At 67.2% G+C, this 20519-nt stretch carries 22 protein-coding genes and 1 pseudogene; 9 read left to right on the top strand and 14 right to left on the bottom strand.

Annotated features, from left to right (window positions below):
• Nucleotides 1-156 precede the first annotated feature (156 nt).
• Nucleotides 157-798, top strand: a complete 642-nt coding sequence (locus tag DEI86_RS14505) for a GrpB family protein (RefSeq protein WP_111027258.1) — start codon at nt 157-159, stop codon at nt 796-798.
• Between the two features lie 79 nt (nt 799-877).
• On the opposite strand, the gene DEI86_RS14500 is transcribed toward DEI86_RS14505, so the two are convergent.
• A complete protein-coding gene (locus DEI86_RS14500) occupies nt 878-1393 on the bottom strand; it encodes an AAA family ATPase (RefSeq protein WP_111027259.1) in 516 nt (171 codons plus the stop codon).
• A 232-nt stretch (nt 1394-1625) separates the two neighbouring features.
• On the opposite strand from DEI86_RS14500, the gene DEI86_RS14495 reads away from it, so the two are divergent.
• The 3 genes from DEI86_RS14495 to DEI86_RS16350 all read left to right on the top strand — a co-directional run bounded on the left by DEI86_RS14495 (nt 1626) and on the right by DEI86_RS16350 (nt 3462).
• On the top strand, nt 1626-2453 hold the full coding sequence (locus DEI86_RS14495; protein WP_111027260.1) for an SDR family NAD(P)-dependent oxidoreductase: 828 nt from the start codon (nt 1626-1628) through the stop codon (nt 2451-2453).
• 55 nt (nt 2454-2508) lie between these two features.
• Nucleotides 2509-3102: a TetR/AcrR family transcriptional regulator gene (locus DEI86_RS14490; protein WP_111010748.1), complete on the top strand. Its 594-nt coding sequence runs from the start codon at nt 2509-2511 to the stop codon at nt 3100-3102.
• Between the two features lie 168 nt (nt 3103-3270).
• Nucleotides 3271-3462, top strand: coding sequence for a hypothetical protein (locus tag DEI86_RS16350; RefSeq protein ID WP_146244080.1), 192 nt, complete (start codon nt 3271-3273; stop codon nt 3460-3462).
• 341 nt (nt 3463-3803) lie between these two features.
• Here DEI86_RS16350 and DEI86_RS14485 read toward each other — a convergent pair whose 3' ends face one another.
• The 12 genes and pseudogenes from DEI86_RS14485 to DEI86_RS14430 all read right to left on the bottom strand — a co-directional run bounded on the left by DEI86_RS14485 (nt 3804) and on the right by DEI86_RS14430 (nt 16614).
• Entirely contained in the window at nt 3804-6011 is a 2208-nt protein-coding gene (locus tag DEI86_RS14485; RefSeq protein ID WP_111049989.1) for an MMPL family transporter, read from the bottom strand.
• A gap of 200 nt (nt 6012-6211) precedes the next feature.
• Complete coding sequence (locus tag DEI86_RS14480) at nt 6212-8029, bottom strand: NAD(P)/FAD-dependent oxidoreductase (protein WP_111049988.1); 1818 nt, start codon at nt 8027-8029, stop codon at nt 6212-6214.
• A gap of 147 nt (nt 8030-8176) precedes the next feature.
• Nucleotides 8177-8821 (bottom strand): TetR/AcrR family transcriptional regulator, encoded by a 645-nt coding sequence (locus DEI86_RS14475; protein WP_284183579.1) that lies wholly within the window; start codon nt 8819-8821, stop codon nt 8177-8179.
• Nucleotides 8822-8952: 131 nt separating this feature from the next.
• Complete coding sequence (locus DEI86_RS14470; protein ID WP_111035784.1) at nt 8953-9612, bottom strand: response regulator transcription factor; 660 nt, start codon at nt 9610-9612, stop codon at nt 8953-8955.
• Nucleotides 9609-11147 carry a sensor histidine kinase gene (locus DEI86_RS14465; RefSeq protein ID WP_146244955.1) on the bottom strand — a complete coding sequence of 513 codons (1539 nt, stop codon included), beginning with the start codon at nt 11145-11147 and terminating at the stop codon, nt 9609-9611. The genes DEI86_RS14470 and DEI86_RS14465 overlap by 4 nt, the downstream gene beginning before the upstream one ends.
• A 65-nt stretch (nt 11148-11212) precedes the next feature.
• Nucleotides 11213-12133, bottom strand: a complete 921-nt coding sequence (locus DEI86_RS14455; protein WP_111049987.1) for an alpha/beta hydrolase — start codon at nt 12131-12133, stop codon at nt 11213-11215.
• Between the two features lie 123 nt (nt 12134-12256).
• Nucleotides 12257-13960 carry an MDR family MFS transporter gene (locus tag DEI86_RS14450; RefSeq protein WP_111049986.1) on the bottom strand — a complete coding sequence of 568 codons (1704 nt, stop codon included), beginning with the start codon at nt 13958-13960 and terminating at the stop codon, nt 12257-12259.
• Complete coding sequence (locus DEI86_RS14445; protein ID WP_258376570.1) at nt 13957-14454, bottom strand: hypothetical protein; 498 nt, start codon at nt 14452-14454, stop codon at nt 13957-13959. Before DEI86_RS14445 ends, DEI86_RS14450 begins: the two co-directional genes overlap by 4 nt.
• A gap of 54 nt (nt 14455-14508) precedes the next feature.
• Nucleotides 14509-14583 (bottom strand): annotated as a pseudogene (locus DEI86_RS17045) (hypothetical protein); the annotation flags it as partial.
• A 189-nt stretch (nt 14584-14772) separates the two neighbouring features.
• Entirely contained in the window at nt 14773-15636 is an 864-nt protein-coding gene (locus DEI86_RS14440; protein WP_111014263.1) for an SDR family oxidoreductase, read from the bottom strand.
• Complete coding sequence (locus DEI86_RS14435; protein WP_111014262.1) at nt 15633-16205, bottom strand: NADPH-dependent F420 reductase; 573 nt, start codon at nt 16203-16205, stop codon at nt 15633-15635. Before DEI86_RS14435 ends, DEI86_RS14440 begins: the two co-directional genes overlap by 4 nt.
• Nucleotides 16206-16251: 46 nt before the next feature.
• Nucleotides 16252-16614 carry a DoxX family protein gene (locus DEI86_RS14430; protein WP_111014261.1) on the bottom strand — a complete coding sequence of 121 codons (363 nt, stop codon included), beginning with the start codon at nt 16612-16614 and terminating at the stop codon, nt 16252-16254.
• Nucleotides 16615-16705: 91 nt separating this feature from the next.
• Between DEI86_RS14430 and DEI86_RS14425 the strand changes: the two genes are divergently transcribed.
• From DEI86_RS14425 to DEI86_RS14410, 4 genes are all read left to right on the top strand, one after another.
• Complete coding sequence (locus DEI86_RS14425; protein WP_111014260.1) at nt 16706-17218, top strand: MarR family winged helix-turn-helix transcriptional regulator; 513 nt, start codon at nt 16706-16708, stop codon at nt 17216-17218.
• A 122-nt stretch (nt 17219-17340) separates the two neighbouring features.
• Nucleotides 17341-17763, top strand: coding sequence for a DUF6069 family protein (locus DEI86_RS14420; protein WP_220037227.1), 423 nt, complete (start codon nt 17341-17343; stop codon nt 17761-17763).
• Between the two features lie 238 nt (nt 17764-18001).
• On the top strand, nt 18002-18931 hold the full coding sequence (locus DEI86_RS14415) for a VOC family protein (RefSeq protein WP_181435011.1): 930 nt from the start codon (nt 18002-18004) through the stop codon (nt 18929-18931).
• Nucleotides 18932-19009: 78 nt separating this feature from the next.
• Nucleotides 19010-19420, top strand: a complete 411-nt coding sequence (locus tag DEI86_RS14410; RefSeq protein ID WP_111048202.1) for an ester cyclase — start codon at nt 19010-19012, stop codon at nt 19418-19420.
• Between the two features lie 178 nt (nt 19421-19598).
• Here DEI86_RS14410 and DEI86_RS14405 read toward each other — a convergent pair whose 3' ends face one another.
• Nucleotides 19599-20117, bottom strand: a complete 519-nt coding sequence (locus tag DEI86_RS14405; RefSeq protein WP_181439797.1) for a GrpB family protein — start codon at nt 20115-20117, stop codon at nt 19599-19601.
• 85 nt (nt 20118-20202) lie between these two features.
• Between DEI86_RS14405 and DEI86_RS17040 the strand changes: the two genes are divergently transcribed.
• Complete coding sequence (locus tag DEI86_RS17040; RefSeq protein WP_375342178.1) at nt 20203-20427, top strand: helix-turn-helix domain-containing protein; 225 nt, start codon at nt 20203-20205, stop codon at nt 20425-20427.
• Nucleotides 20428-20519: the final 92 nt, after the last annotated feature.

The raw sequence follows: 20519 nt of genomic DNA, 5'->3' as shown, positions 1-20519 counted from the left end.
GCTCCGAGACGCTGGTGGTGAGGACTTATCTTCGTCACGTCGGGCCTGCTCGAACCGCTTGTGCCGCCGTCGATCTCGGCCATCGGCCTCCACACGGCATGGATCGTCCCTTGGCGACCCGGTCATCGACCGATGCGCCGACCAATCGGGTTGACTATGGGCGTGCCGACGACCGCTGAGATTCTCGACTTCGACGAGCCGCCCGTGCCGGCGGGAGCCAGCCCGTGGGTGGTCCCGCCGAAGGCCACCGTCATCAGTGTCGTCGACCCGGACCCTGAATGGCCGCAGCTCGCATCGACGGTGAGCAACCTGATCATCGATGCTCTCGACGTTCGCGCGCTCCGTGTCGAGCACGTCGGGTCCACGTCTGTTCCTGGGCTCGCGGCGAAACCGGTACTCGACCTGGACCTGACGGTCGCAGATCCCTCCGACGAACGTGTCTGGCTGCCGCGGTTGGAAGCAGCGGGCTTCGTCCTCACGGTGCGCGAGCCCTGGTGGCACGAGCATCGCCTCCTCCAGGGAGCCCCTGCAAGCAACCGGGCGGCAGCGCCGGTTCCCGGGATCCCCGTGAACCTGCACGTCTTCGGGCCGGACAGTCCGGAGCTGGTCAAGCACGTGGTGTTCCGGAACTGGCTCCGACACGACACCGCGGATCGCGAACGCTACGCGACCGTCAAGCGTCAGGCCGCACAGCAGCCAGCGCAACGCATGTCGGACTACAACGCCCGCAAGGCCGCAGTCATCCGAGAGATCTACGAGCGCGCCCTCGCGGCCGCCGGCTTCATCGAAGGCGACTAGAGAGACCTGGCCACGCTGGCAAGCGCTCTCACGGCGGTGCGCGGAAGCGGATGACGCGTCGTGATCACGCAGGACGCGCTCACCACTCGGACAGGCCACACCGGCGGAGCACCTCGTCCACGACGACATCGAGCGGCTGACTGGCATCGACGTGCACGCCATCGCGCGGCACGGTGCCGGTCGCATGGAGTGCGTGAACGAGGGCCCGCTCTTCCAGCCGGCCCGTCCCGGCCCATTCGTCATCGCCCCGCGCCTCCAGGCGTCGCTCGAGCGTTGCCCGATCGATCATCAGGACGAAGACGTCGTCGAAGACGTCGATGAACGATTCGACGTTGCGCGATCCTCCGCAGAAGAAGGTGACCGGATCTGACTGGTCCGCCGCGATCGAGCGGACCCTGTCTACCTGCCAGATGTGGTGGTGGTGAACGGCTGTCCCGGTCACACCATCGACAGGCGCCCCTGTCTTCGGGTCCCCCTGGTAGGCGAGTTCTCGATCGCCGTCGATCGCTGGGAAACCACGGCGACGCAGTTCGTGGCACACCGACGTCTTCCCTGTTCCGGAGACGCCTTCGACGAGGTAGTTCCGCTTCCCCACGAGGGCACGGTAGCCCTCGGCGATGGATCTCTGAAGCCCATCGGCTACTGGACACACCGGAGGGTGGCCGGATGCTCGTACAGGTGTCCGGAGCGCGTTGAGCCCCAGGGTGGAACGTGTCGGAAGGGCGTCGACGCCAGGCGTACGATTTCTTGAAGTCGAGACGATTTGTCTCGACAAGCCTGGTGATCACCACCTAGCTCACCCTCGTCACTGTCGACAGGAGACCTCCATGTCCGATTCCACCGCACCCGACAGCCACACGAACGTGGTTCCGCAGTCCACGCAGGCTTCCACCTGGACTGAGCAGATCACTCCGGGTCGTTTCTCAGGCCAGACCGTCATCGTCACCGGGGCCGCGTCCGGCATCGGTCGTGCCACGGCGTCACGCGTTGCACGCGAAGGCGGGCGGGTCGTGGCCGTCGACATCACCGCCGACCGCCTCTCAGATCTGCTTGCGGAACTGCCCGACGCCGACATCGTGCCGGTGGGTGGCGACATCACCTCGCAGGCAGACGTCGACGCGATCGTCGCAGCCGCCGGTGGCCAGATCGACGCTCTCGCCAACGTCGCCGGCATCGCCGACGACTTCTCCCCCATCGACGAGACGAGCGACGCCGTCTGGGAGCGCGTGATGGGCGTCAACGTCACCGGCACTTTCAAGCTCACCCGAGCCGTGCTGCCCGTCATGCTCGAAGCCGGCAGGGGCTCCGTCGTCAACATCATCAGCGGCGCCGCGCTCCTCGGTAGCGGTTCAGGAGCGGCCTACACCGCGTCCAAGCACGCGGTCCTGGGCCTGACCCGCTCCGCAGCGTTCATGTATGCGCAGCGAGGACTGCGTGTCAACGCTGTCGCTCCGGGCGCGGTCGCCACGAACATCGGCTCCTCCTCGAAGCTCTCGGAGAAGGGCCAGGAGCGGTTGGCGCCGTTCTTCGCACTGCTACCGAGCATCGCGGCGCCCGCCGAGCTCGCTGCCTCGATCACGTTCTTGCTCAGCAAGGACGGTGTGAACATCAACGGTGCCGTCCTCTCCAGCGACGGCGGCGTCTCCGTTCAGTAGTCCGCACCACGGCTGGCCGCGCCGGCCGGAGTCGTGATGCCGCGAGGATGGCTGTATGGCCAAGAGCACAGGACGACTCCGCAATGAAGAGACACGCTTGGCGATCCTCGACGCGACACGCTCGGAGCTGGCCAGCCGTGGATGGGACACGCTGTCGTTCGAGCGAATCGCCGCGGTAGCTGGCGTCGGCAAACAAACCCTGTATCGATGGTGGCCGACGAAAGCGGCGCTGGTTTCGGAGATGGTCACCGCGGGCGGCATCCTCCCGGTAGGTCCCGTTGCCGTCTCCGATGACGTCCACGCCGACGTCACTGCGTGGATGCTGGCCGTCGCGCGTGTTTACGACGACCCCGATGCAGCCGCCGTACTCCAGGCCATCATCGCGGCTGTTGCCGAAGATGCTGACCTCTCCGCGAACTACGACGAACGGATCACGACTGCCGCCCGCACGCGGCTCGCGGAACGACTGCGACTGGCGGTGGAGGCTGGTGCGCTCCCCCCGGACCTCAGGATCGACACGGTCACGCAGGTCTTCCTGGCGATGGTCCTATGGTGCCTCGTCACCCGCCGCCCGCTCGATGGAACCCTCGTCGAAGATCTCGTCGCGGCAACGTTGCCGGTGCCTCCCGACGGGTACGCACTCACTTAGCCTGAGCAATCTCTGGGAGCCGCCGGTTCAGAAGGCCAATCCCCCCACGCTGTGAGGAGAGCTCCGCCTTCGAGAGTCTTGTATGAAGGTCTTGGATCAGGCTACTGCGGCTCGTACTGCGCGCCACGGCTGAGCATCGTGTATCGGAGTCGGGGGCACAGTTGGTCCATGGCGAGCAACGAGAGCCGTATCGACGTCGAAGGTGAAGTGGCCTTCATCGAGTTGGCGCTGCGAGCACGGGGCCTACAGGTCGATGCAGACGCCATCGAGCGAGTCCGCCGGGTGCTGCAAGGAGCGCTCTCTCGAGACCAGGCGAGGCGAGAAATCGTCGCCAAGTACGGCCGGCCTGCGTCCCGATAGCCGACCAACTACCGAACGTCTTCCCGCGTTGCCCTGCGACGGGGTTTCTCGTCTGGCTACTTCACCCACGGTCGTTGACCGCGCACCGCTCGAGCAGCGGGTCTGCTGATATCGCGCTCAGCAAGGCGGTTCGGGATCCTGAACGTTCAGCTCTGGTGCGGAGCCTTTCTCGGCGAACGCACGATCTGCTTCCGCTGCAAGGTAGGCGGTGATGTCGATGGGCTGAGTCGGGGGGAGATGGATGTCTTCGGGGCGGACGTGATGCTGCATCAGCTGGTCGCTTTCGGTGTGTGTAGGAAGGACGAAGGGCCCCGGTGTGCTCACCGGGGCCCTTCGGAGTGTCAGCCGACGAGGACTCGTGGCTGGTCCTGCGCGGCGGGTGTCGCGGCGTCGTGCTTGTCGAGGGCGTGGCCTTCGACGTCGACGTCGGGGAGGACCTTGTCCAGCCACTTGGGGATCCACCAGGCGGAGCGGCCGAGGAGGGACAGCGCGGCTGGCATCAGGACCATGCGGACGATGAACGCGTCCGCGGCGACGCCGACGAGGAGCCCGAACGCTATCGAGGCGCCGATCGCGAACTCCCCGGTGGCGAACCCGCCGAAGACGACGATCATGATGCTCGCCGCAGCGACGAGGACGGGACCGGATCGGGAGAAGCCCTCGCGGATGGCCTGCTTGGGGTCACGGCCCTTGCGGTACATCTCCTGGATGCGGGAGACGAGGAACACCTGGTAGTCCATCGCGAGTCCGAAGAGCACTCCGACGAGCAGTAGCGGCAGGATGCTCAGCATCGGGTCGCCCTGCGGTGCTGGCAGGAAGTCCAGCCACCCCCACTGGAACACTGCGACGCTCGCCCCGAACGACGCGCCGACGGAGAGCAGGTATCCGAGGGTCGCGATCACGGGAATGAGCAGCGACCGGAACAGGACGATGAGCAGGATGATCGAGATGACGACGATGACGATGACGTACTTCACCAGCGCACGTGCGAGCTGGTCGTCGGAGTCGATGCCGATCGCGGTTTCACCGGTGACTTCGAGGTGCGTTCCGCTGATGGTGTCAGCGTCGTCGCGGATCTGGTGCACCAGGTCCTTGGTGGAGTCGTCGATCGGTCCCTCGGTCGGAATGACGGTGATACGTGCGTAGTCCCCGTCGGAACTGACCTGAGCGGGAACGACCCGCTGCACGCCGTCGAGACCGGTGAGTTCGTTCTCGATCGCGGCGGTCTTCGAGGTGATGTTGTCACCCTCAGCCAGGACGATCAGGGGGCTCTGGATGCCGCCGAACTTGTCGACGATGAGGTTGTAGGCGGTGCGTTCGGTGGACTCCGGGTCGGACCCGCCAGGGACGTTGGAGGCGGTCTTCATGCTGAGCATGGGGAGCGCGACGACGACCAGGACGAGGACGCCGCCCAGGAGAGACACGATCGGGCGCTTCACGACGAAGCTGCCCCACGAGCGGAGGACGCCGCGCTTCTGCGGGCCGTCGTCGGTGAAGAGTTCCCCGCGCTGCAGCGCCGCACGGTGCTTTTTCGACAGCGCCTTGACGCCCATGAACCGCATCAGTGCCGGCAGCAGGGTGAGCGAGAGCAGGACGGCGACGGCGACCGCGAACGCTGCGGCGACACCCATCTCGGTGATGTAGCTGAGGTTCGCGACCATGAGCGCGACGAGCGCGACGACGACGGTCATGCCGGCGAACACCACGGCGGTGCCGGCCGTACCGGTTGCGCGAGCGATCGCGTCGTCGACCCTCCGACCGGAACGGAGCTCGGTCTTGAAGCGGGACAGGATGAACAGGCTGTAGTCGATACCCACTGCCAGGCCCAGCATGGTTGCGAGGATGATCGCGTTGTCACCGATCGGGGTGAGTGCGCCGTAGGCGAGGACACCGATGAGGCCGACACCGACGCCGAAGACAGCGACGAGGAGATTGATGCCCGCAGCGAGCAGCGATCCGAACGTGATCGCGAGGATGACGAACGCGATGATGACGCCGGCGCCTTCACTCGGGCTGGTGGCCGGGGCGCCGAGGGGCACGAGGTTCCCGCCGAGCTCGACACCGAGCCCCGGAGGGGCGTTCTCCTGCAGCTCGAGGGCTGCGTCGTAGTACTTCGTCTCCTGCTTCTTCGTCAGGTCCCCGTAGGTCATCGTGGCGACGGCCACCGTGCGGTCCTTGGAGATGTAGGGCTGTTCTGCGTTCAGTGGGTCGCTGACGGACTTGACGCCGTCGACCGTCCGAGCCTTCGCGAGGAACGACTCGAGCTGCTTCGCAGTCGTCGCGTCCGTGACGTTGCCGGACTTCGGTTGGAACACCAGCTGCAGGGACGCGGTGTCCGAGGCAGTCTTGGAAGGGAATTCCTTGTTCATCCGCTCCAACGCCTGGGAGGCCTTGGTGTCGGGGATGCTCGTGGTCGCGGCACCCTTGTCGATGCCGCTACCGACGATGAAGATGCCGATCAGCACGGCCATGATCAGGAGCCACGCTCCGATCACCAGCCATCGGAACCGGGCGCTGAAGCGCCCGAGGTGGGACAGGAACGTGGACATGCGGTTTCCTTCGTCGTCGTGGTTGCGATGTGCGAACAACGTCAACGATCCCGATCCGAGCGCTTCGACACGGCCTCCTTTCGCACCGTTCGGGCTACTCCATTTGCAGTAGATCCCGCCCTTTCCTTGCACAACCAGTAGGCGCGACATCGGCGGGCCGACGCTCATTGAGCGGCGGCCATCTGGGTGGAGTGATCGGGTCAGGAGTTGGTGACGGCGAGCTCGGGCACGAGGACTTCGTCGATCGAGGTCTGCCGCCATTCCCGGAGCAGGCGGTGGAACCGGACGGGCCCGGGGCTGTACCCGCCGCCCCCACGCTTCCGGGTGCCCTCGCCGTTGTAGTAACCGGGCGTGCACTCCGCCAGGAACGCCGCGTTGTCCACCTCCACCTCGTGGATCGTCGCCAACCACCGGTCTTCGGCTTCGACGGTGGGCTCGACCTGCCGTGCGCCCTCGTCGCGAGCGTGCTCCAGGATCGCGGCGATGTGCGTGGCCTGCTCCTGCAGGATGTGCACGAAGTTCACAGAGTTCGCGTTCTGCAGCGCTCCGAGGTGGAAGAGGTTCGGGAAGCCGTGCGACACGAATCCGTGCAGTGTCCGGGGGCCTCGTGCCCACGCTTCGAGCAGTTGCGTTCCGTCCCGGCCGTGCACCGGCAGTGTTCCGGAGATGACGCCCGAGACGCCGGTCTCGAACCCGGTGGCGAAAACGACGGCGTCGACCTCGTACTCCTTGTCGCCGACCACCACACCGGTCTCGGTCATGGCGGTGATTCCTCCGGTGTCGGCGGTGTCGACCAGGCTCACGTTCGGCCGGTTGAAGGCCTGCAGGTACTTGTCACTGAACGTCGGCCGCTTGCACATGTACCGGTACCAGGGCTTGAGGATCTCTGCGGTCGCCGGATCCGTGACGACGGCATCGACGCGTGCACGGATCTGGTCCATCTTGCGGGCGTCCGCGATCTCGATCAGCCGGTCGCGTTCCTCCGGGTCGAGCGTGTCCTCCGTCTGCCCGGTCAGCATCGTGCGTTGCAGCGCCGCGGTGGAGGTCCAGCCGTCCTGAATCAGGTCCACCTCGGTCTCTTCGCCGGAGACGACCGCGAGGAAGTTCTCCATGCGTTCCTGCTGCCATCCGGTCGGGAGGCCCGTGGTCCAGTCCGCGGGCAGATCGCGATTGTCGCGGACGTCCACACTCGACGGGGTCCGCTGGAAAACGGTGAGGTGCGCAGCGTCCTCGGCGACGAGGGGGATCACCTGGATGCCCGTCGCACCGGTCCCGACCACCGCGACGCGCTTGTCGGCAAGGCCGGTCATCCCCCCGGCCTGGTCACCACCGGTGTAGCCGTAGTCCCACCGACTCGTGTGGAACGTGTGTCCCCTGAAGTTCTCCATCCCGGGGATCGCGGGGAGCTTGGGCTGAGATAGCGACCCGGAGGAGACGATGACGTACCGTGCGCGCATCGTGTCGCCGCGGTCGGTCCGGACTGCCCAGTCCGCGGTGTCGTCGTCCCAGCGGAGGTCGGTGACCCGGGTGTGGAAGAGCACGTCGTCGTACAGGTCAAAGTGCTTCGCCATCGCCATCGCGTGCCGGCGGATCTCCTCGCCGGGCGCGTACCGGCGAGTGGGGACGGTTCCGACTTCCTCGAGCAGCGGCATGTACACGGAGGCTTCAATGTCGCAGTGGATGCCCGGGTACCGGTTCCAGTACCAGGTACCGCCGAAGTCGCCGCCCTCCTCGGTCATGCGGATGTCCGTGAAGCCCGCCTGGCGCAGCCGCGCCCCGGTCAGGAGTCCGCCGAACCCGCCGCCCACGATGAGCACCTCGACGCGGTCGGTCTTCGCCGGACGATCCGAACGGCGCGTGTACGGGTCCGTCGCCCAGTACCCGTACGCGCCGCGCATGCCCTGGTACTGCCGGAGCCCGTCAGGACGGATGCGTCGGTCGCGTTCGACCCGGTACCGGGCGCGCAACGCCTCCAGGTCCGCTTCGCGCATGCTGCTGTCCGTGGCGATGTCCGTCATCGTGCTCCTTGAGATGGGCGGGGCGGCAACAGCTGTTGCCGCCCCAGCGAGTCAATCGCCGTACCCTTTTTAACTCAATCGCTTGATTTACACTCCCGGGAGATTTCCACCTACTGCGAAGGGGGTCCCCCGAAGGGTGGACCGCGCTCAGGATGGCGACTGCCCGGCAGCGCGCGGAGACGTCACCGCCTCGGCCAGCCACAAGGACGACACGACGTCGATCAGAGAGTCCGCCACGGCGGACCAGTTCGCCCAGATGCGGGCACCGCCTCGCTCCAGCGCGCGTTCGTGTTCCGCGATCACCTGCGTCAGGAGGATTCGGCCCATCGTCATCCGCTCAACACGCACCGGCGCTGGGAGGTCCGGGAGGCAGCGCTGGATACCCTGCGCGATGCGCATGAGCCCCGGTGCTTCTCGAGCTTCGTCCATCGCGATGTCAGCCCAGGCGGGATCCGTCGCGACCTGCGCGCTGAACCGGCCGTACCAGGTCGGTGATCCCAGGGACTCGAGATGGGTGGTCGTCGGACGCACGAAACAGGCGATCCAGTCGCGGATGTCGTTCCGCCCCTCGACTCGCTGCAGTTCGGCAAGTCGGAGCGCGTTGATGGCGTGCTGGTGCCGGGCGAGGATCGCGCGGATGAGATCTGCTTTGCCTCCGAAGTGGTACCCGACCGCCGCGGTGTTCCCCTGCCCGGCGGCCTCTCCGATCTGCCGTCCTGACACGTGTGCGATGCCGTACTCACCGAAGAGCTGCTCGGCCGCCGTGAGGATCGCGTCCCGGGTTGCAGCCACACGTGACGCTCGGGTCCTCTGCTGGGCATCAGTCATGGCGGCTCCTCCCGTTCCCAGGAGCCTAACGACCGTCCATGTTCCCGAAGGGCTTCCCGAACGGTCATTGCGTCCGCGTGATGCGCGCGGCCGGGTCAGGCGAGAAGGCCGGCCTGGTAGGCGTACGCGACCAGTTGGGCCCGGTCACGGGCGCCGACCTTCGCCATCGCACGGCTCGCGTGGGTCTTCACCGTGAACGGTGAGACGAACAGCTCTGAGGCGATGGTGTCGTTGTCGTGCCCCGCCGCGATGCTGAGGACCACGTCGCGCTCGCGGGCGGTCAAAGCGAGGAACCGGTCGGCGAGGTCGGCGTCGATGACGCGGCCCGGGCTGTCGGTGACGTGCCCGATGAGCGCGGCAGAGGCTGCTGCGGACAGGGCACCTCCCCCGGCGATGACTTCCTGCAGACTGACGATGAGCTCGGCTGGTCCGACGCCCTTGCCGAGGAACCCGTTCGCGCCGGCCCGGAGCGCGGCGAGGACGGTGTCGTCGTGCTCGAAGGTGGTCAGCACGACGATGCGGGTCTGCTCGGACGGGATCCGCTCCCGGATCCGTCGCGTCGTTTCGACGCCGTCGATCCCGGGCATGCGGACGTCCATGAGGATGAGATCGACGTCGTGATCGTTGAGGAAGGTGAGGGCGGCGAACCCGTCCGCTGCTTCACCGACGACGGTGAAGTCCGGGTGCGCGTCGATGATGGTGCGCAGTCCGAGCCGGATCATCTCTTGGTCATCGACCAACAGCACGTGTGTCACGAGCTGGCTCCTTCGTTCCATGGGATTCGTGCTGTGACGGTGAAGACATCCTCGTCGGTGCCAAGCTGAAGGGTTCCGCCGGCGGACTCAACGCGTTCGCGCATACCGATGAGTCCATATCCGCTGCCGTGTGCGGTCGGCGGCGTGGACGCGACCGGGTTCGTGACGCTGATCACCACATCAGCCTCGTCCGTCAGCACCGTCAGCGCGGCCTCACCGGTGCCGTACCGGTGGGCGTTCGTCAACGCTTCTTGCGCCACGCGGAACACCGTCACCCCGACGGCCTCGTGCACCCGGCGAGCTTGGTCGGTGATTTGCGCGTCGATCGATAGGCCAGCGTCCTGGAACGAGGCGGCGAGCTCGTCGATCGTCGACAGGCCGGGTGTCGGTCGGCGCGCGTCGTCGTGGTCGGCGTCGTCGCTGCGGAGCATCGCCAGCGTGCGTTGCGTGTCGCTGAGGATCGACTGCACGGCGGTGCGCGCCGCGACCAGCGATCGCTGGGTCGCGGCGTCGTCGCGGCCGGCGGTGACTTCGACCGCGCCGATGTGCATGCTCACGACGGCGACCTGGTGGCCGACGATGTCGTGCAGGTCGCGGGCGATGCGGACCCGCTCTTCGGCCACTCGCCGTTCGGCTTCGGCCTCCCGTGTCGCGATCGCGTCGCGGGTGCGCTGCTCGAGGGACTCCCAGTACTGTCGCTGCAGCCGAAGTGCCGCGCCCACGGCACCACCGGCGACGACGGCGACGATGACCGCGACGGCGTCGAGACCGACCGCGCGGCCCGCGGAGAGGAAGCTGGCGAGTCCGAAGATGACGGCCATCGCCAGCGCTGTGATCCCGATGCTGCGCGTTGGCGGCAAGCCGCGCAAGGTGAGTGCGAACAGGACGAACACCACGACGGTGCACTCGCCGATCGGCTCCCGCCCTCCGACGATCACCACGACGACGCCCGCCATCGTCAACGTGAGTCCGACCTGCGGTAGACGGGCGGCGACGAGCGCGCCGGCGAGGGTCACGAGTGCGCCGATGCCGGCGAGCAGACCGTCGCCGTTGGTGACGATGACGACCAGTTCCACGATCATCGCGGTCACGCTCACCCAGAGCGGGAGGCGCTCGAGCACGGGTTGCGTGCGCAGCCACAGCGGGCGCGGCGTCGCGGGCCCGCCGGGCGTCGGAACGGTCATCCCCTGAGTCTGGGGTAGGCCGGTGCCGGTCTTGTACTCCATCTGCATCAGGTTCCTCGGTTCTGGGGAACGACGCCGACGGGTGTCGCTGCGGTGATGCTGGTCCCCATAGCCGCACCGATGGAAGGACACCTCACGACCACGCTTCTTCCCGCTCGCCCCGCCCGGACGGCGATGTTCATCTCGACGCCGGCGGAGCTCGACGACGAATCTGACCAGCGGAACCACACCTCTCGTGCTGGGACGATTGCACGGGTCCCGTTGCTGCCGGTGTGGGCAGCGGTCGCCGCCACGAGCGCCGTGTTGCGGTTTGCCGGCTTCATGGTGCTGGCCGCTTCGATGCTCCTCCAAAGTGCAGCGTGGGGCATGATCTCCCGGTGACGGATCCACCGACGCTGCACGGCGTGCAACGCGGTTCAGCGGAGGTGTTCGAGTAGGTGCGCGGTGAACGCGGCCATGAGCGTGTCGAGGGTCGCTTTCGGCGTGGAGCTTGCGTAGTAGAAGTCGTGGTCGACGTCGTCGAACCGTCGGGTCTCGACCGGCGCGCCGACGGCTACCGCTCGCGCGGTGAACTCCTCGATGGAGGGGCGCAGCGTGTCGTGCTCCGCGGTGACGACCAGGGTCGGTGGCAGTGCCCGGAGCTCGGCGTCGGAGAGGAAGCTGGGCGAGACCAGGGGATTTTTCCGGTCGGTGTCCTCCAGCGGGTAGGCCGTGTCGACCATCTCGAGCATCCCGGCGTTCACGAACGGCTTCTCGATCAGCAAGGTCGCTTCGGCGGGCGGGATCGACAGGTCCACGGCGGGCACGATGAGGGCGGCAGCGCGAACAGCGGGGCCGTGCTCGCGGGTGGTCTGCGTGAGGGTGCCGAGGGCGAGGTTCCCCCCGGCGCTGCTGCCAGTCACCGCGATCCGGGTGCCGTCCCATCCCATGGTGTCCCCAGAGCGGGCGACCCACCTGAGCACGTCGAAGCACTCCCCCAACGCCTGTGGGAACCGGGCTTTGGGAGCTGTGCTGTAGTCGACGTTGACGACGACTGTGCCGACTTCGCCCGCGATCCCTCGAGCGAGGTGGTTGTCCTGCAGCGGGTTCCCGATCACGAACCCACCACCGTGGGTGTTGATGACCACCGGCGGGGTGGCACCGTTGGCGGCGAGCGGGGCGTCCGCGGGAGGCCGTGTGATGTAGCAGCGGACTGACCCGTGACGGGTGGGGATGTGCACGATCTCGTTGTCCGGAACCGCTCGGGAGGTCAACTCCACCTTCGGCGCCCGGATGATTCGTGTGACGAGCGTTGACATCGCCCAGGTGCGGACGCGCATGCCGAGAGGGGCGGCCATGATGGTCTCTTTCTGTGGCGTGGCTACTGGTGCAGGCGTGCGGGTCGAGCGTGTTCGTCGGTGCCTATCGCGGGCCGGGGATGGAGGGAGGAGCCGCCGCTGACGGCCCCTCCTTCTGTCCGGCTACTTGTCGCGACGGGTCCCGGCTCGAACGGTGTCCGAGCCTGAGGCGGCTGCGGCTGCGGCTGCAGCCGGCTGGCCGGCTGCAGCGGCGTCCTGTCGCGCCTTCTCGAGTTCGTCGGCTTCTGCGCCGCCGATCGCTTCGCCGCGGGCCACCATGCCGGCCGTGTCGGAGAGCTTGATCTGCGGCAGGAACAGCGCGAGGAGGAACGCGGCGGCGATGAACGGCAGCAGGTACCAGAACACCGGCGCGAGGGAGTCGGCGTACGCGTTCACGATGCCGTTCTGCACCGCCTCGGGGAGCTTCGCCACGGTCGCGGGGTCGATGCTGCCCGCCGAGGACGCCGCATCCGTCGCGGAACCGCCGGCGCCGCGGAACACGTCCGTCAGCGAGGTGGTCAAACGTGCGGTGAACAGTGCACCGAAGACGGCGGTGCCGAGGGAGGCGCCGACCTCGCGGAAGTAGTTGTTCGTCGAGGTGGCGGTGCCGACCTGCTCGGCGGGTACGGCGTTCTGTGCGACGAGGACCACGACCTGCATGATGAGGCCGAGGCCGGCGCCGAAGATGAACAGGTAGACGCAGATCAGCCAGATCGGGGTGTCCGCAGCCAGCTGCGTCAAGCACAGCATCGCGGCGGCGACGAGGATCGTGCCGACGATCGGGAACATCCGGTAGCGGCCGGTCTTCGTGATGAGGTTGCCGGATACGACGGAGGTGCCGATGAGGCCGACCATCATCGGGAGCATGAGGAGCCCCGAGACTGCGGCCGAGGTGCCGGACGCCATCTGCAGGAACGTGGGGACGAACCCGATGGCGGCGAACATGCCGATGCCGAGCACGAGGCCGATGCCGGTCGCGAGCAGGAAGGTACGGTTGCGGAAGAACGACATCGGGAGCACCGGGTCCTCGACGCGGGACTCGACGAGCACGAGGAGGGCCGCGGCGACGACGAGGCCGGCGAACCAGGCCCAGGTCTCGGGGGCGTCCCAGCCGTGGTCCTTGTTGCCGCCGAACTCGGAGAAGAACACCAGGCAGGTGGTGGCGGCGGACATGAGGAGCACGCCGAGGACGTCGATCTTCTTCTCGGCCTTCTTGGTCGGCAGGGTGAGTGCGAACCAGGCGATGAAGAACGCGGCGATCCCGACGGGGATGTTGATGTAGAAGGCCCAGTTCCAGGTGAGGTGGTCGACGAAGAACCCACCGAGCAGCGGGCCGCCGATCGCCGAGAGGCCGAAGATCGCACCGAGCGGGCCGAGGTACTTGCCGCGCTGCGACGCGGGCACGATGTCGGCAATGATCGCCTGCGACAGGATCATCAGACCGCCACCGCCGAGGCCCTGCACCGCACGCCACACGATCAGCTGCGTGAAGTCACCGGCGAACGCGCAGCCGGCCGATGCGATGGTGAACAGCGCGATGGCGATGAGGAACAGGTTCCGCCGACCCAGGACGTCGCCGAACTTGCCGTAGATCGGCATCACGATCGTGGAGGCCAGCAGGTAGCCCGTGGTCAGCCACGCCTGGTGCGCGACACCGCCGAGCTCGCCCACGATGGTGGGCATCGCCGTGGACACGATGGTCTGGTCGAGGCTCGACAGCAGCATGCCCGCGATGAGCGCCGAGAAGATGGTCCAGATGCGGCGCTGGGTGAGCAGGAGTGGCCCGTCGGACCGTCCTGCCCGTTTCGCGCTCTTGGTCGAGCTCATGGGGTGTGCTCCAGTTCGTTGATCGAGTGTGCCGCCGAGAGCGGCGCACTGCTGGCCGGGACAGCGGGGCTGTCCGAGTTCGCCATCGCTGCGACAAGGCGGAAGTTGGCGCGGAGGATGTCCTCGAAGGGCGGCCCGTCGTCATCGGCGAAGAACCGCCACGCGGTCGCTTTGAGCAGTGCGCCGATGATCTCGGCAACGAGCCGCCCGCGGTCGTCGGCCGGGTCTGTCCATCCGAATCGGGAGCGCATGGCGTCGCCGACGAGGTTCATCTGCCGGTCGGTCGCGGTGACGAATCGCGCTACGAGGGAGGGCTCGCGTTCCAGGACGTCCCGCATGAGGGCTTCTTCGCCGCGGTCGAGGCCGACGACATGGAGATGTTCGATCGCCAGGGCGACCGCCGCTTCGAAGGGGGCGAGGTCGGGGTCGACCGCCGCTCCCGCAGCGAAGGTGGCAAGCAGGTCGTCTTCGACGCCGAGCTCGATCCCGAGCACGACGTCCTCCTTCGACGCGAAGTGGTTGAAGAACGTCCGGCGGGACACACCAACTTCTTCGCAGAGCTGCTCGATGGTGAACCCGTTCAGGCCGTCCGCGATCGTCCGGCGACGGGCCGTGGCGATCATGCGACGGCGAAGCAGTCGCGTCCGCTCAGATGTGTTCACACTCTGCAGCTTTGCACTTTGCGAGGCACAGTGCAACTACTTGAAGTTGGAGGTGCAGACTTCGCCGGCCGTGCGGCATGGATGCGACAACGCTCCGTGGTACGGACGGAAGTATCCGGCACCACGGAGCGTCGTGGATCCGCGGGTGGATCAGGCCGTGTGGAAGCGGCGGAAGGCTTCCTCGAGCGTCTCGGTCGGGTGACCGATCAGCGTGGAGAGGACCGTCGAGGGTCCGTCGAGCGCGCCGTCGGCGACGGCGGCGTCGAGGCCGACGAGGAACCCGATCGTGCCTTCGTCGAGACCTGCAGCGACGAGTGCCTCCTGGTGCTCCTCCGACGAGACGCCGGCGTACGCGACGTCGCGTCCGAGGACACGGCTGGCGGTGGCGGCGAACTCGGCGCCGTCCCAGGCGGTGTCGCCGGCGAGCTCGAGTGTCTCGCCGCGATGCGCGTCCGTTGCGGCGACGACGGCTGCCGCTTCGGCGTAGTCGGAGCGGGAGGCCGAGGCGATCCGGCCGGTGCCGCTGCTGGCGAGCCACTGGCTGGTCGCGGCGATCTGGGCGAACGCCTGCTCGTAGTTCTCGTTGTACCAGTTGTTCCGGAGCACGGTCGCGGTGACGGGTGAGGCCGCGAGGAGGTCCTCGGTGGCCTTGTGCTCGGGTGCGACGAACAGCGTCGACGTGTCGGCGTGGGGAGCGCTGGTGTAGACGATGTGCTGCACGCCGGCCTGTTCCGCGGCGCGGATGGCGTTGGTGTGCTGTGGGACACGCTGGCCCACCTCGCTGCCGGAGACGAGCACCAGGGTCTCGATGCCGTGGAACGCGGCCTGGAGGGCGTCCGGGTCGGTGTAGTCGGCGACTGCGGTGCGGACACCGTGGTCGAGGAACAGTGTCGAGAGGCGGTCGGCGTTGCGGCCGACCGCGACGACGTCATCGGCAGCGAGGCCGCGGGCGAGGAGGTGCTCGACGATCAGGCGGCCGAGTTGACCGGTCGCGCCAGTGACGGCGATCGTCACTTGATGACCCCGAGACCGTCGGTCCATCCGATCTGCTCGGAGACGGCCAGGCCCATCTGGAGGTAGCCGATGCCCTCGAGCTCGTGGGCGCGGGCGAGGGGGCCGGCGTCGTACGCGTCGAGGCCACCGGCGGTGATCGCTTCGCGGAGGGCGGCCTTCGCGTCGGCGTCGTCGCCGGCGATGAGGACGGCGGTCTTCTTGCCGCCGACGCTCTTCGCGGCAAGCGCGGAGGCGAAGTTGGTGTTGAACGCCTTGACGACGCGGGACTCGGGCAGGCGGGCGGCGAGGTCCGCGGCGCCGCTGCCGGCGTCGAAGGCGACGGGCTGGAAGGTGGCGAAGTCGACGGTGTTGGTGATGTCGACGACGGTCTTGCCGCCGAGGGCGGCCTTGTACTTGTCGGCGATCTCGGGGAGGGCCGCGTACGGAACGGCGAGGACGACGATGTCGCCGGCGAAGGAGGTGGGCTCGTCGGAGTGCTTGATGGACTCGACGGTGGCGCCGCCGTCGGAGAAGACGGAGGCGATCGCGGTGCCCATGTTGCCGGTACCGAGGATGCTGATGCTGGTCATGATGTGTGCTCCTGTTTCAGAGGTGGTGCGGTTGGAGAGGGTGAGTTCAGAGGGCGATGAAGCCGAGGATCGCGCTGACGATCGAGAGGATCATCAGGACGATCGGCGCCGCCGGAGATTCCTTGCGGCGCAGGTGCACGACCACGGCGCCGAGCATGAGGACCGCGAGGAGGATCGCAGCGATCGGGGTGAGGATCGGCGCGATACCGAGCAGCAGCGGCAGGATCAGACCGATCGCGCCGAGAACCTCGGCGAGGCCGATGAGCTTGACGTGGCTGCTGGCGAAGTCGGCCGCCCAGCCCATCCCGCTGCTGGCGAGGGCCTCGGTCGGGCGTGCCAGCTTCATCAGGCCGGCTCCGAGGAACGCGAGCGCCAGGAGGCCATTGATGATCCAGAGTGCGATGAGCATGATCTTCCTTGTGCTTGAACGTTGAAGTAACGAGAGCGACAGTACACACCGTTTTGTTGAACGGTCAAGTTTTTTCTGCGACGATGTGCGCATGGACGAACCGCGCTGGCTCAACAAGACCGAGGCGGCAGCCTGGATGGATCTCCTTGCGATCATCGAGCTACTGCCTTCGGCCCTCGACGCTCAGCTCAAGCGTGACTTCGGGATGACCCGCTTCGAGTACAACGTTCTCTCGATGCTGAGCGAGTCGCCCGATGACAGCGCCCCGATGAGCAGCCTCGCCTTCCTCACCAACGGCTCACTCTCCCGTCTGTCGCACGCGGTGACGAAGCTCGAGAAGCGTGGGTGGGTGCGTCGAGTGCCGTCCGAGACGGACAAGCGCTCTCTCGTAGCCACCCTGACCGCCGAGGGTCGAGCGCTCATCGAGCGAGCGGCACCGCATCACGTCGAGGAGGCTCGGCGGGCGTTCTTCGACGCCATCCCGCCCGAGCGGGTCGGTGATCTTGCAGCGATCCTGCGGCCGATCGCCGCGAACCTCCTGACACCGGACGCCGACTGCGGGCCGGCGGCGCGCGCCGCCGCTGCGCCGGGGGCTCACGACTGACCTACGACTCCACAGGCCGCCCACTCCACAGACCCCCGACCGCTCGGACTGGCACCCGTCAGTCCGTTGCTCCGCCGTGCCCGCTCATCCGATGCGGCCGCCCCTCTCAGAACGGAAGTCCCATGAGCACGATCGACACGACCACCCGCCGCCCGAGCAGGGTTCGCGGAGTTCTCATCGCGACGGTCCTCGCCGCCGTGATCGGCAGTATCGCCAACGCGATCATCGCCGTGAGCGCCCTGGCGGCCGGTGCTGACACGGCAGTACAGGGCCTGACGGCGCCGGCGTACGTCACCTTCACCGTCGTCGGCGTCCTGGTCGGTGCGATCGGGTGGGCGCTCATCAGCCGCACGCGATCGGCTGGACGGGTGCTCGCGATTCTCGTCCCGGTCGTGCTCGTGCTCTCCCTCATCCCCGACGTGCTCCTCGCCGTCAGTGGTGACTCCGCGATGATGACCGCGGGCGTGGCGCTCGGCATCATGCACCTCGTGACGACGGCGGTTGCGGTGCCGCTCTACCGCACGTTCCTCCCGATCGCGCGCTGACATCTCTTTCCGCTCGCCAGCCGATGCGACGCCTTCGTCGCTCGGCTGGCGGGCGTCCTGTGTCCAGGCCCGCTACTGCTGCCACGGGCCATCACGAATGATCTGCAGCAGATGGTTGACTGTTCAACAAAATGGCGTACAGTGGTCTTCGTTCCTTGATCTTTCAAGTAACTCCGGGTTCGGGCAGCAGCAGCGCGGCCCGGGACCCACGCCGACGTCGAACTCTGCAGGAGCAGCAATGAATCCCCTCGACACTTCTTCGGACCCGCGCCCCGCCCCGAACGCGGCCGCGCCTGGCACCCCGGACCGTGAGGTCGCGGAGTTCGGCGCCGTGCACCTCGAGGTCACCGACCTCGGCCGTTCCACCGCGTTCTGGACCGATGTCATCGGTCTCGTCCTGCGGTCCGAGTCCCAGGACGAGGTCGAGCTCGGTACGAAGGCGCGGACGCTCGTCACCCTGCACCCGGGCGCTCAGACCGGGTTCCTGCAGGGCCACAGCGGGCTCTACCACCTCGCCGTGCACCCGCCGACAGAAGCGGACTTCGCACGGATCCTGCTCCGCCTCATCCGGGTCGGCTGGCAGATCTCGCCGACCGACCACATCATGTCGAAGGCGATCTACCTCCTCGACCCGGACGGCATCACCGTCGAGATCACCCTCGAGACGCCGGAACGTCTCCTCGAGTTCCGCATGGACGACAACGGGCCGTCCGTGATCCGCCAGGACGGCACTCGCTCCAACGGTCGTGAACCGCTCGACGTCCGCGCCGTCCTCGCCGCACTGCCCGATGACGACACCACCCTTCCCGTGCCGGAGGGCACGAAGATCGGCCATGTTCACCTGTACGTCGGTGACCTCGAAGCCGCATACGACTTCTACCGCACGTTCGGGTTCAACCAGGCCGTGTGGGCACCCCGCTTCCACATGGGCGACCTCGGTGGTGGCGGCGCGTTCAACCACCGCATCGCAGTGAACACCTGGCAAGGCGTCGGCGCACCGCAATCACCCGCAGGGACCGCCCGCATGCGCGCCTTCACCCTCCGCCTCGACACCCACGAGCGCCTCGACCACGTCCTCGGAACCGTCGACGGACCCATCGAGGAATCCGACGCCGGCTTCCTCGTCCGAGACCCGAGCCTGAACACGCTGCTGCTCTCCGCCAACTGACCACCGCCCGCAGCCCGGGCATCACACGACCTCACCCACAAGCTCGTGAGTGACCGCTCCCAGCCGAAGGACAAGACCATGAGTACCACCGACGACAACAAGACCATCGCCCGCACCTTCTACGACGCCTACAACGGCGGCGACCTGCAGGGCGCGTTCGACACCTACATCTCCCAGGAGCTCGCCAACCACACCAACGGCGGCGCGATGAACAGGGACATGTGGATGGGTTCCGACCTCGCCGCGAAGACCGCGGTCCCCGACCAGACCATGACGATCCTCGGCCAGGCCGCCGACGGCGACACCGTCTACACCCACTGGGTCCTCGAAGGCACCTTCAGCAACGGCGACCTGTTCGGCATCCCCGCCAACGGCAACGCGACCCGCCTCGAAGCCGTCGCCGTCGACGTCATCCGCGACGGCCAGATCGTCGAGCACAATGCCATCGGCGACATGTCCGCCTTCATGAGCCAGCTCACCGCTCAGTGAGCACCGTCCACGAGCTGATGCAATAGCCGACTCACTCGACAGTCGGCGAAAGCGGAATGATCGCTGGCGGGACCGCACCGGATGAGCCGGGGTCGAGCACAGCTCCCCCGGCTCATCCGGTCACCTTCGACTCCGCCAGCTGTTTCAGTAGCCGATCCGGCTGCGGGCAGCGGCGTCGTCACTTGTCGTAGACGGCCGCCGACGGAAGGCCCCGCTCGGCCCGCGCTCGATCGACTATGCCCTGAATCACCGCTGTTTTTGCAGAGTTGTAGGACGCGCTCTGCCCGCGCGCCGCGGCGGCGGCAGCAATCTTCGCGGACTCGTAGTACGCCGCGTCGGCAGGATGCGACAGCAGCCAGTCGCGCAAGATGCGCTGGTTGTTCTCTTCCCACTCAACAGCTGGAAAGAAGTGGGCGATGTGGGTGCGTTGCCCCTCGCGTTCGAACAGCATCACGAGGTGCGAGCGAACCCCGCTGCCGATATGCCATCCGCTAGCTTCCAGGCGGTCCCGGTGAGCGTCGAAGTCGCCGCGGTCACGGATCCGAACAGCAAGGTCGATGATCGGCTTCGCCCTCAGGCCCGGAATGGACGTCGACCCGATGTGTTCGACTAGCCAGTCGGCGTTGCCCAGCCGCTTCAACTCGGCAGCGGCAGCCTCGAACTGCTCGGGCCAGCGACGATCATACGGAACCAGCACGATTCGCACTGTAGAGGGTTGTCCGGTAGTGGATCCGTGGGTTCAGCTGGTCGTTGCAACACCACCGTGATTCGGAGTGTTGCAGATGGGATCGAGGCTGGAACAGCGTGCCCGTGAGGCACGATTTTGGGAGCTACTCGGACAAGGCCTGAGCAGGCCGGCTGCTTGCGATGCTGTCGGAGTGCATCCACGTCAGGGATACCGATGGTTCAAAGCTGCTCACGGGAAGAACCCGTTCGAGCGAGTGCCCCGCTCCGGGAGGTACCGATGCACGTGTCCCACGAGACGATCTGTTCCGCCCCGGATTTAGTGGAGGCTCGGTAGTGCCGCCTCGACGGTAATCGGAGCGGGGTTGTGCCGGTAGTGGTCGTGCTCAAACTCGACCGGCGGGACCATGCCGAG

Origin of the sequence: Curtobacterium sp. MCBD17_028 (genome assembly GCF_003234875.1) — a bacterium.
Classification (GTDB): Bacteria; Actinomycetota; Actinomycetes; order Actinomycetales; family Microbacteriaceae; genus Curtobacterium.
Note: the sequence above shows the minus strand (reverse complement) of the source record. Positions and strands in the feature narration are given on the sequence as shown.

What these genes read in the sequence shown, in the direction of transcription:
- DEI86_RS14505 (WP_111027258.1), top strand. Translation starts at nt 157, where the DNA reads ATGGGCGTGCCGACGACCGCTGAGATTCTCGACTTCGACGAGCCGCCC.
- DEI86_RS14495 (WP_111027260.1), top strand. Translation starts at nt 1,626, where the DNA reads ATGTCCGATTCCACCGCACCCGACAGCCACACGAACGTGGTTCCGCAG.
- DEI86_RS14490 (WP_111010748.1), top strand. Translation starts at nt 2,509, where the DNA reads ATGGCCAAGAGCACAGGACGACTCCGCAATGAAGAGACACGCTTGGCG.
- DEI86_RS16350 (WP_146244080.1), top strand. Translation starts at nt 3,271, where the DNA reads ATGGCGAGCAACGAGAGCCGTATCGACGTCGAAGGTGAAGTGGCCTTC.
- DEI86_RS14485 (WP_111049989.1), bottom strand. Translation starts at nt 6,011, where the DNA reads ATGTCCACGTTCCTGTCCCACCTCGGGCGCTTCAGCGCCCGGTTCCGA.
- DEI86_RS14480 (WP_111049988.1), bottom strand. Translation starts at nt 8,029, where the DNA reads ATGACGGACATCGCCACGGACAGCAGCATGCGCGAAGCGGACCTGGAG.
- DEI86_RS14455 (WP_111049987.1), bottom strand. Translation starts at nt 12,133, where the DNA reads ATGGCCGCCCCTCTCGGCATGCGCGTCCGCACCTGGGCGATGTCAACG.
- DEI86_RS14450 (WP_111049986.1), bottom strand. Translation starts at nt 13,960, where the DNA reads ATGAGCTCGACCAAGAGCGCGAAACGGGCAGGACGGTCCGACGGGCCA.
- DEI86_RS14435 (WP_111014262.1), bottom strand. Translation starts at nt 16,205, where the DNA reads ATGACCAGCATCAGCATCCTCGGTACCGGCAACATGGGCACCGCGATC.
- DEI86_RS14430 (WP_111014261.1), bottom strand. Translation starts at nt 16,614, where the DNA reads ATGCTCATCGCACTCTGGATCATCAATGGCCTCCTGGCGCTCGCGTTC.
- DEI86_RS14425 (WP_111014260.1), top strand. Translation starts at nt 16,706, where the DNA reads ATGGACGAACCGCGCTGGCTCAACAAGACCGAGGCGGCAGCCTGGATG.
- DEI86_RS14420 (WP_220037227.1), top strand. Translation starts at nt 17,341, where the DNA reads ATGAGCACGATCGACACGACCACCCGCCGCCCGAGCAGGGTTCGCGGA.
- DEI86_RS14415 (WP_181435011.1), top strand. Translation starts at nt 18,002, where the DNA reads ATGAATCCCCTCGACACTTCTTCGGACCCGCGCCCCGCCCCGAACGCG.
- DEI86_RS14410 (WP_111048202.1), top strand. Translation starts at nt 19,010, where the DNA reads ATGAGTACCACCGACGACAACAAGACCATCGCCCGCACCTTCTACGAC.
- DEI86_RS17040 (WP_375342178.1), top strand. Translation starts at nt 20,203, where the DNA reads ATGGGATCGAGGCTGGAACAGCGTGCCCGTGAGGCACGATTTTGGGAG.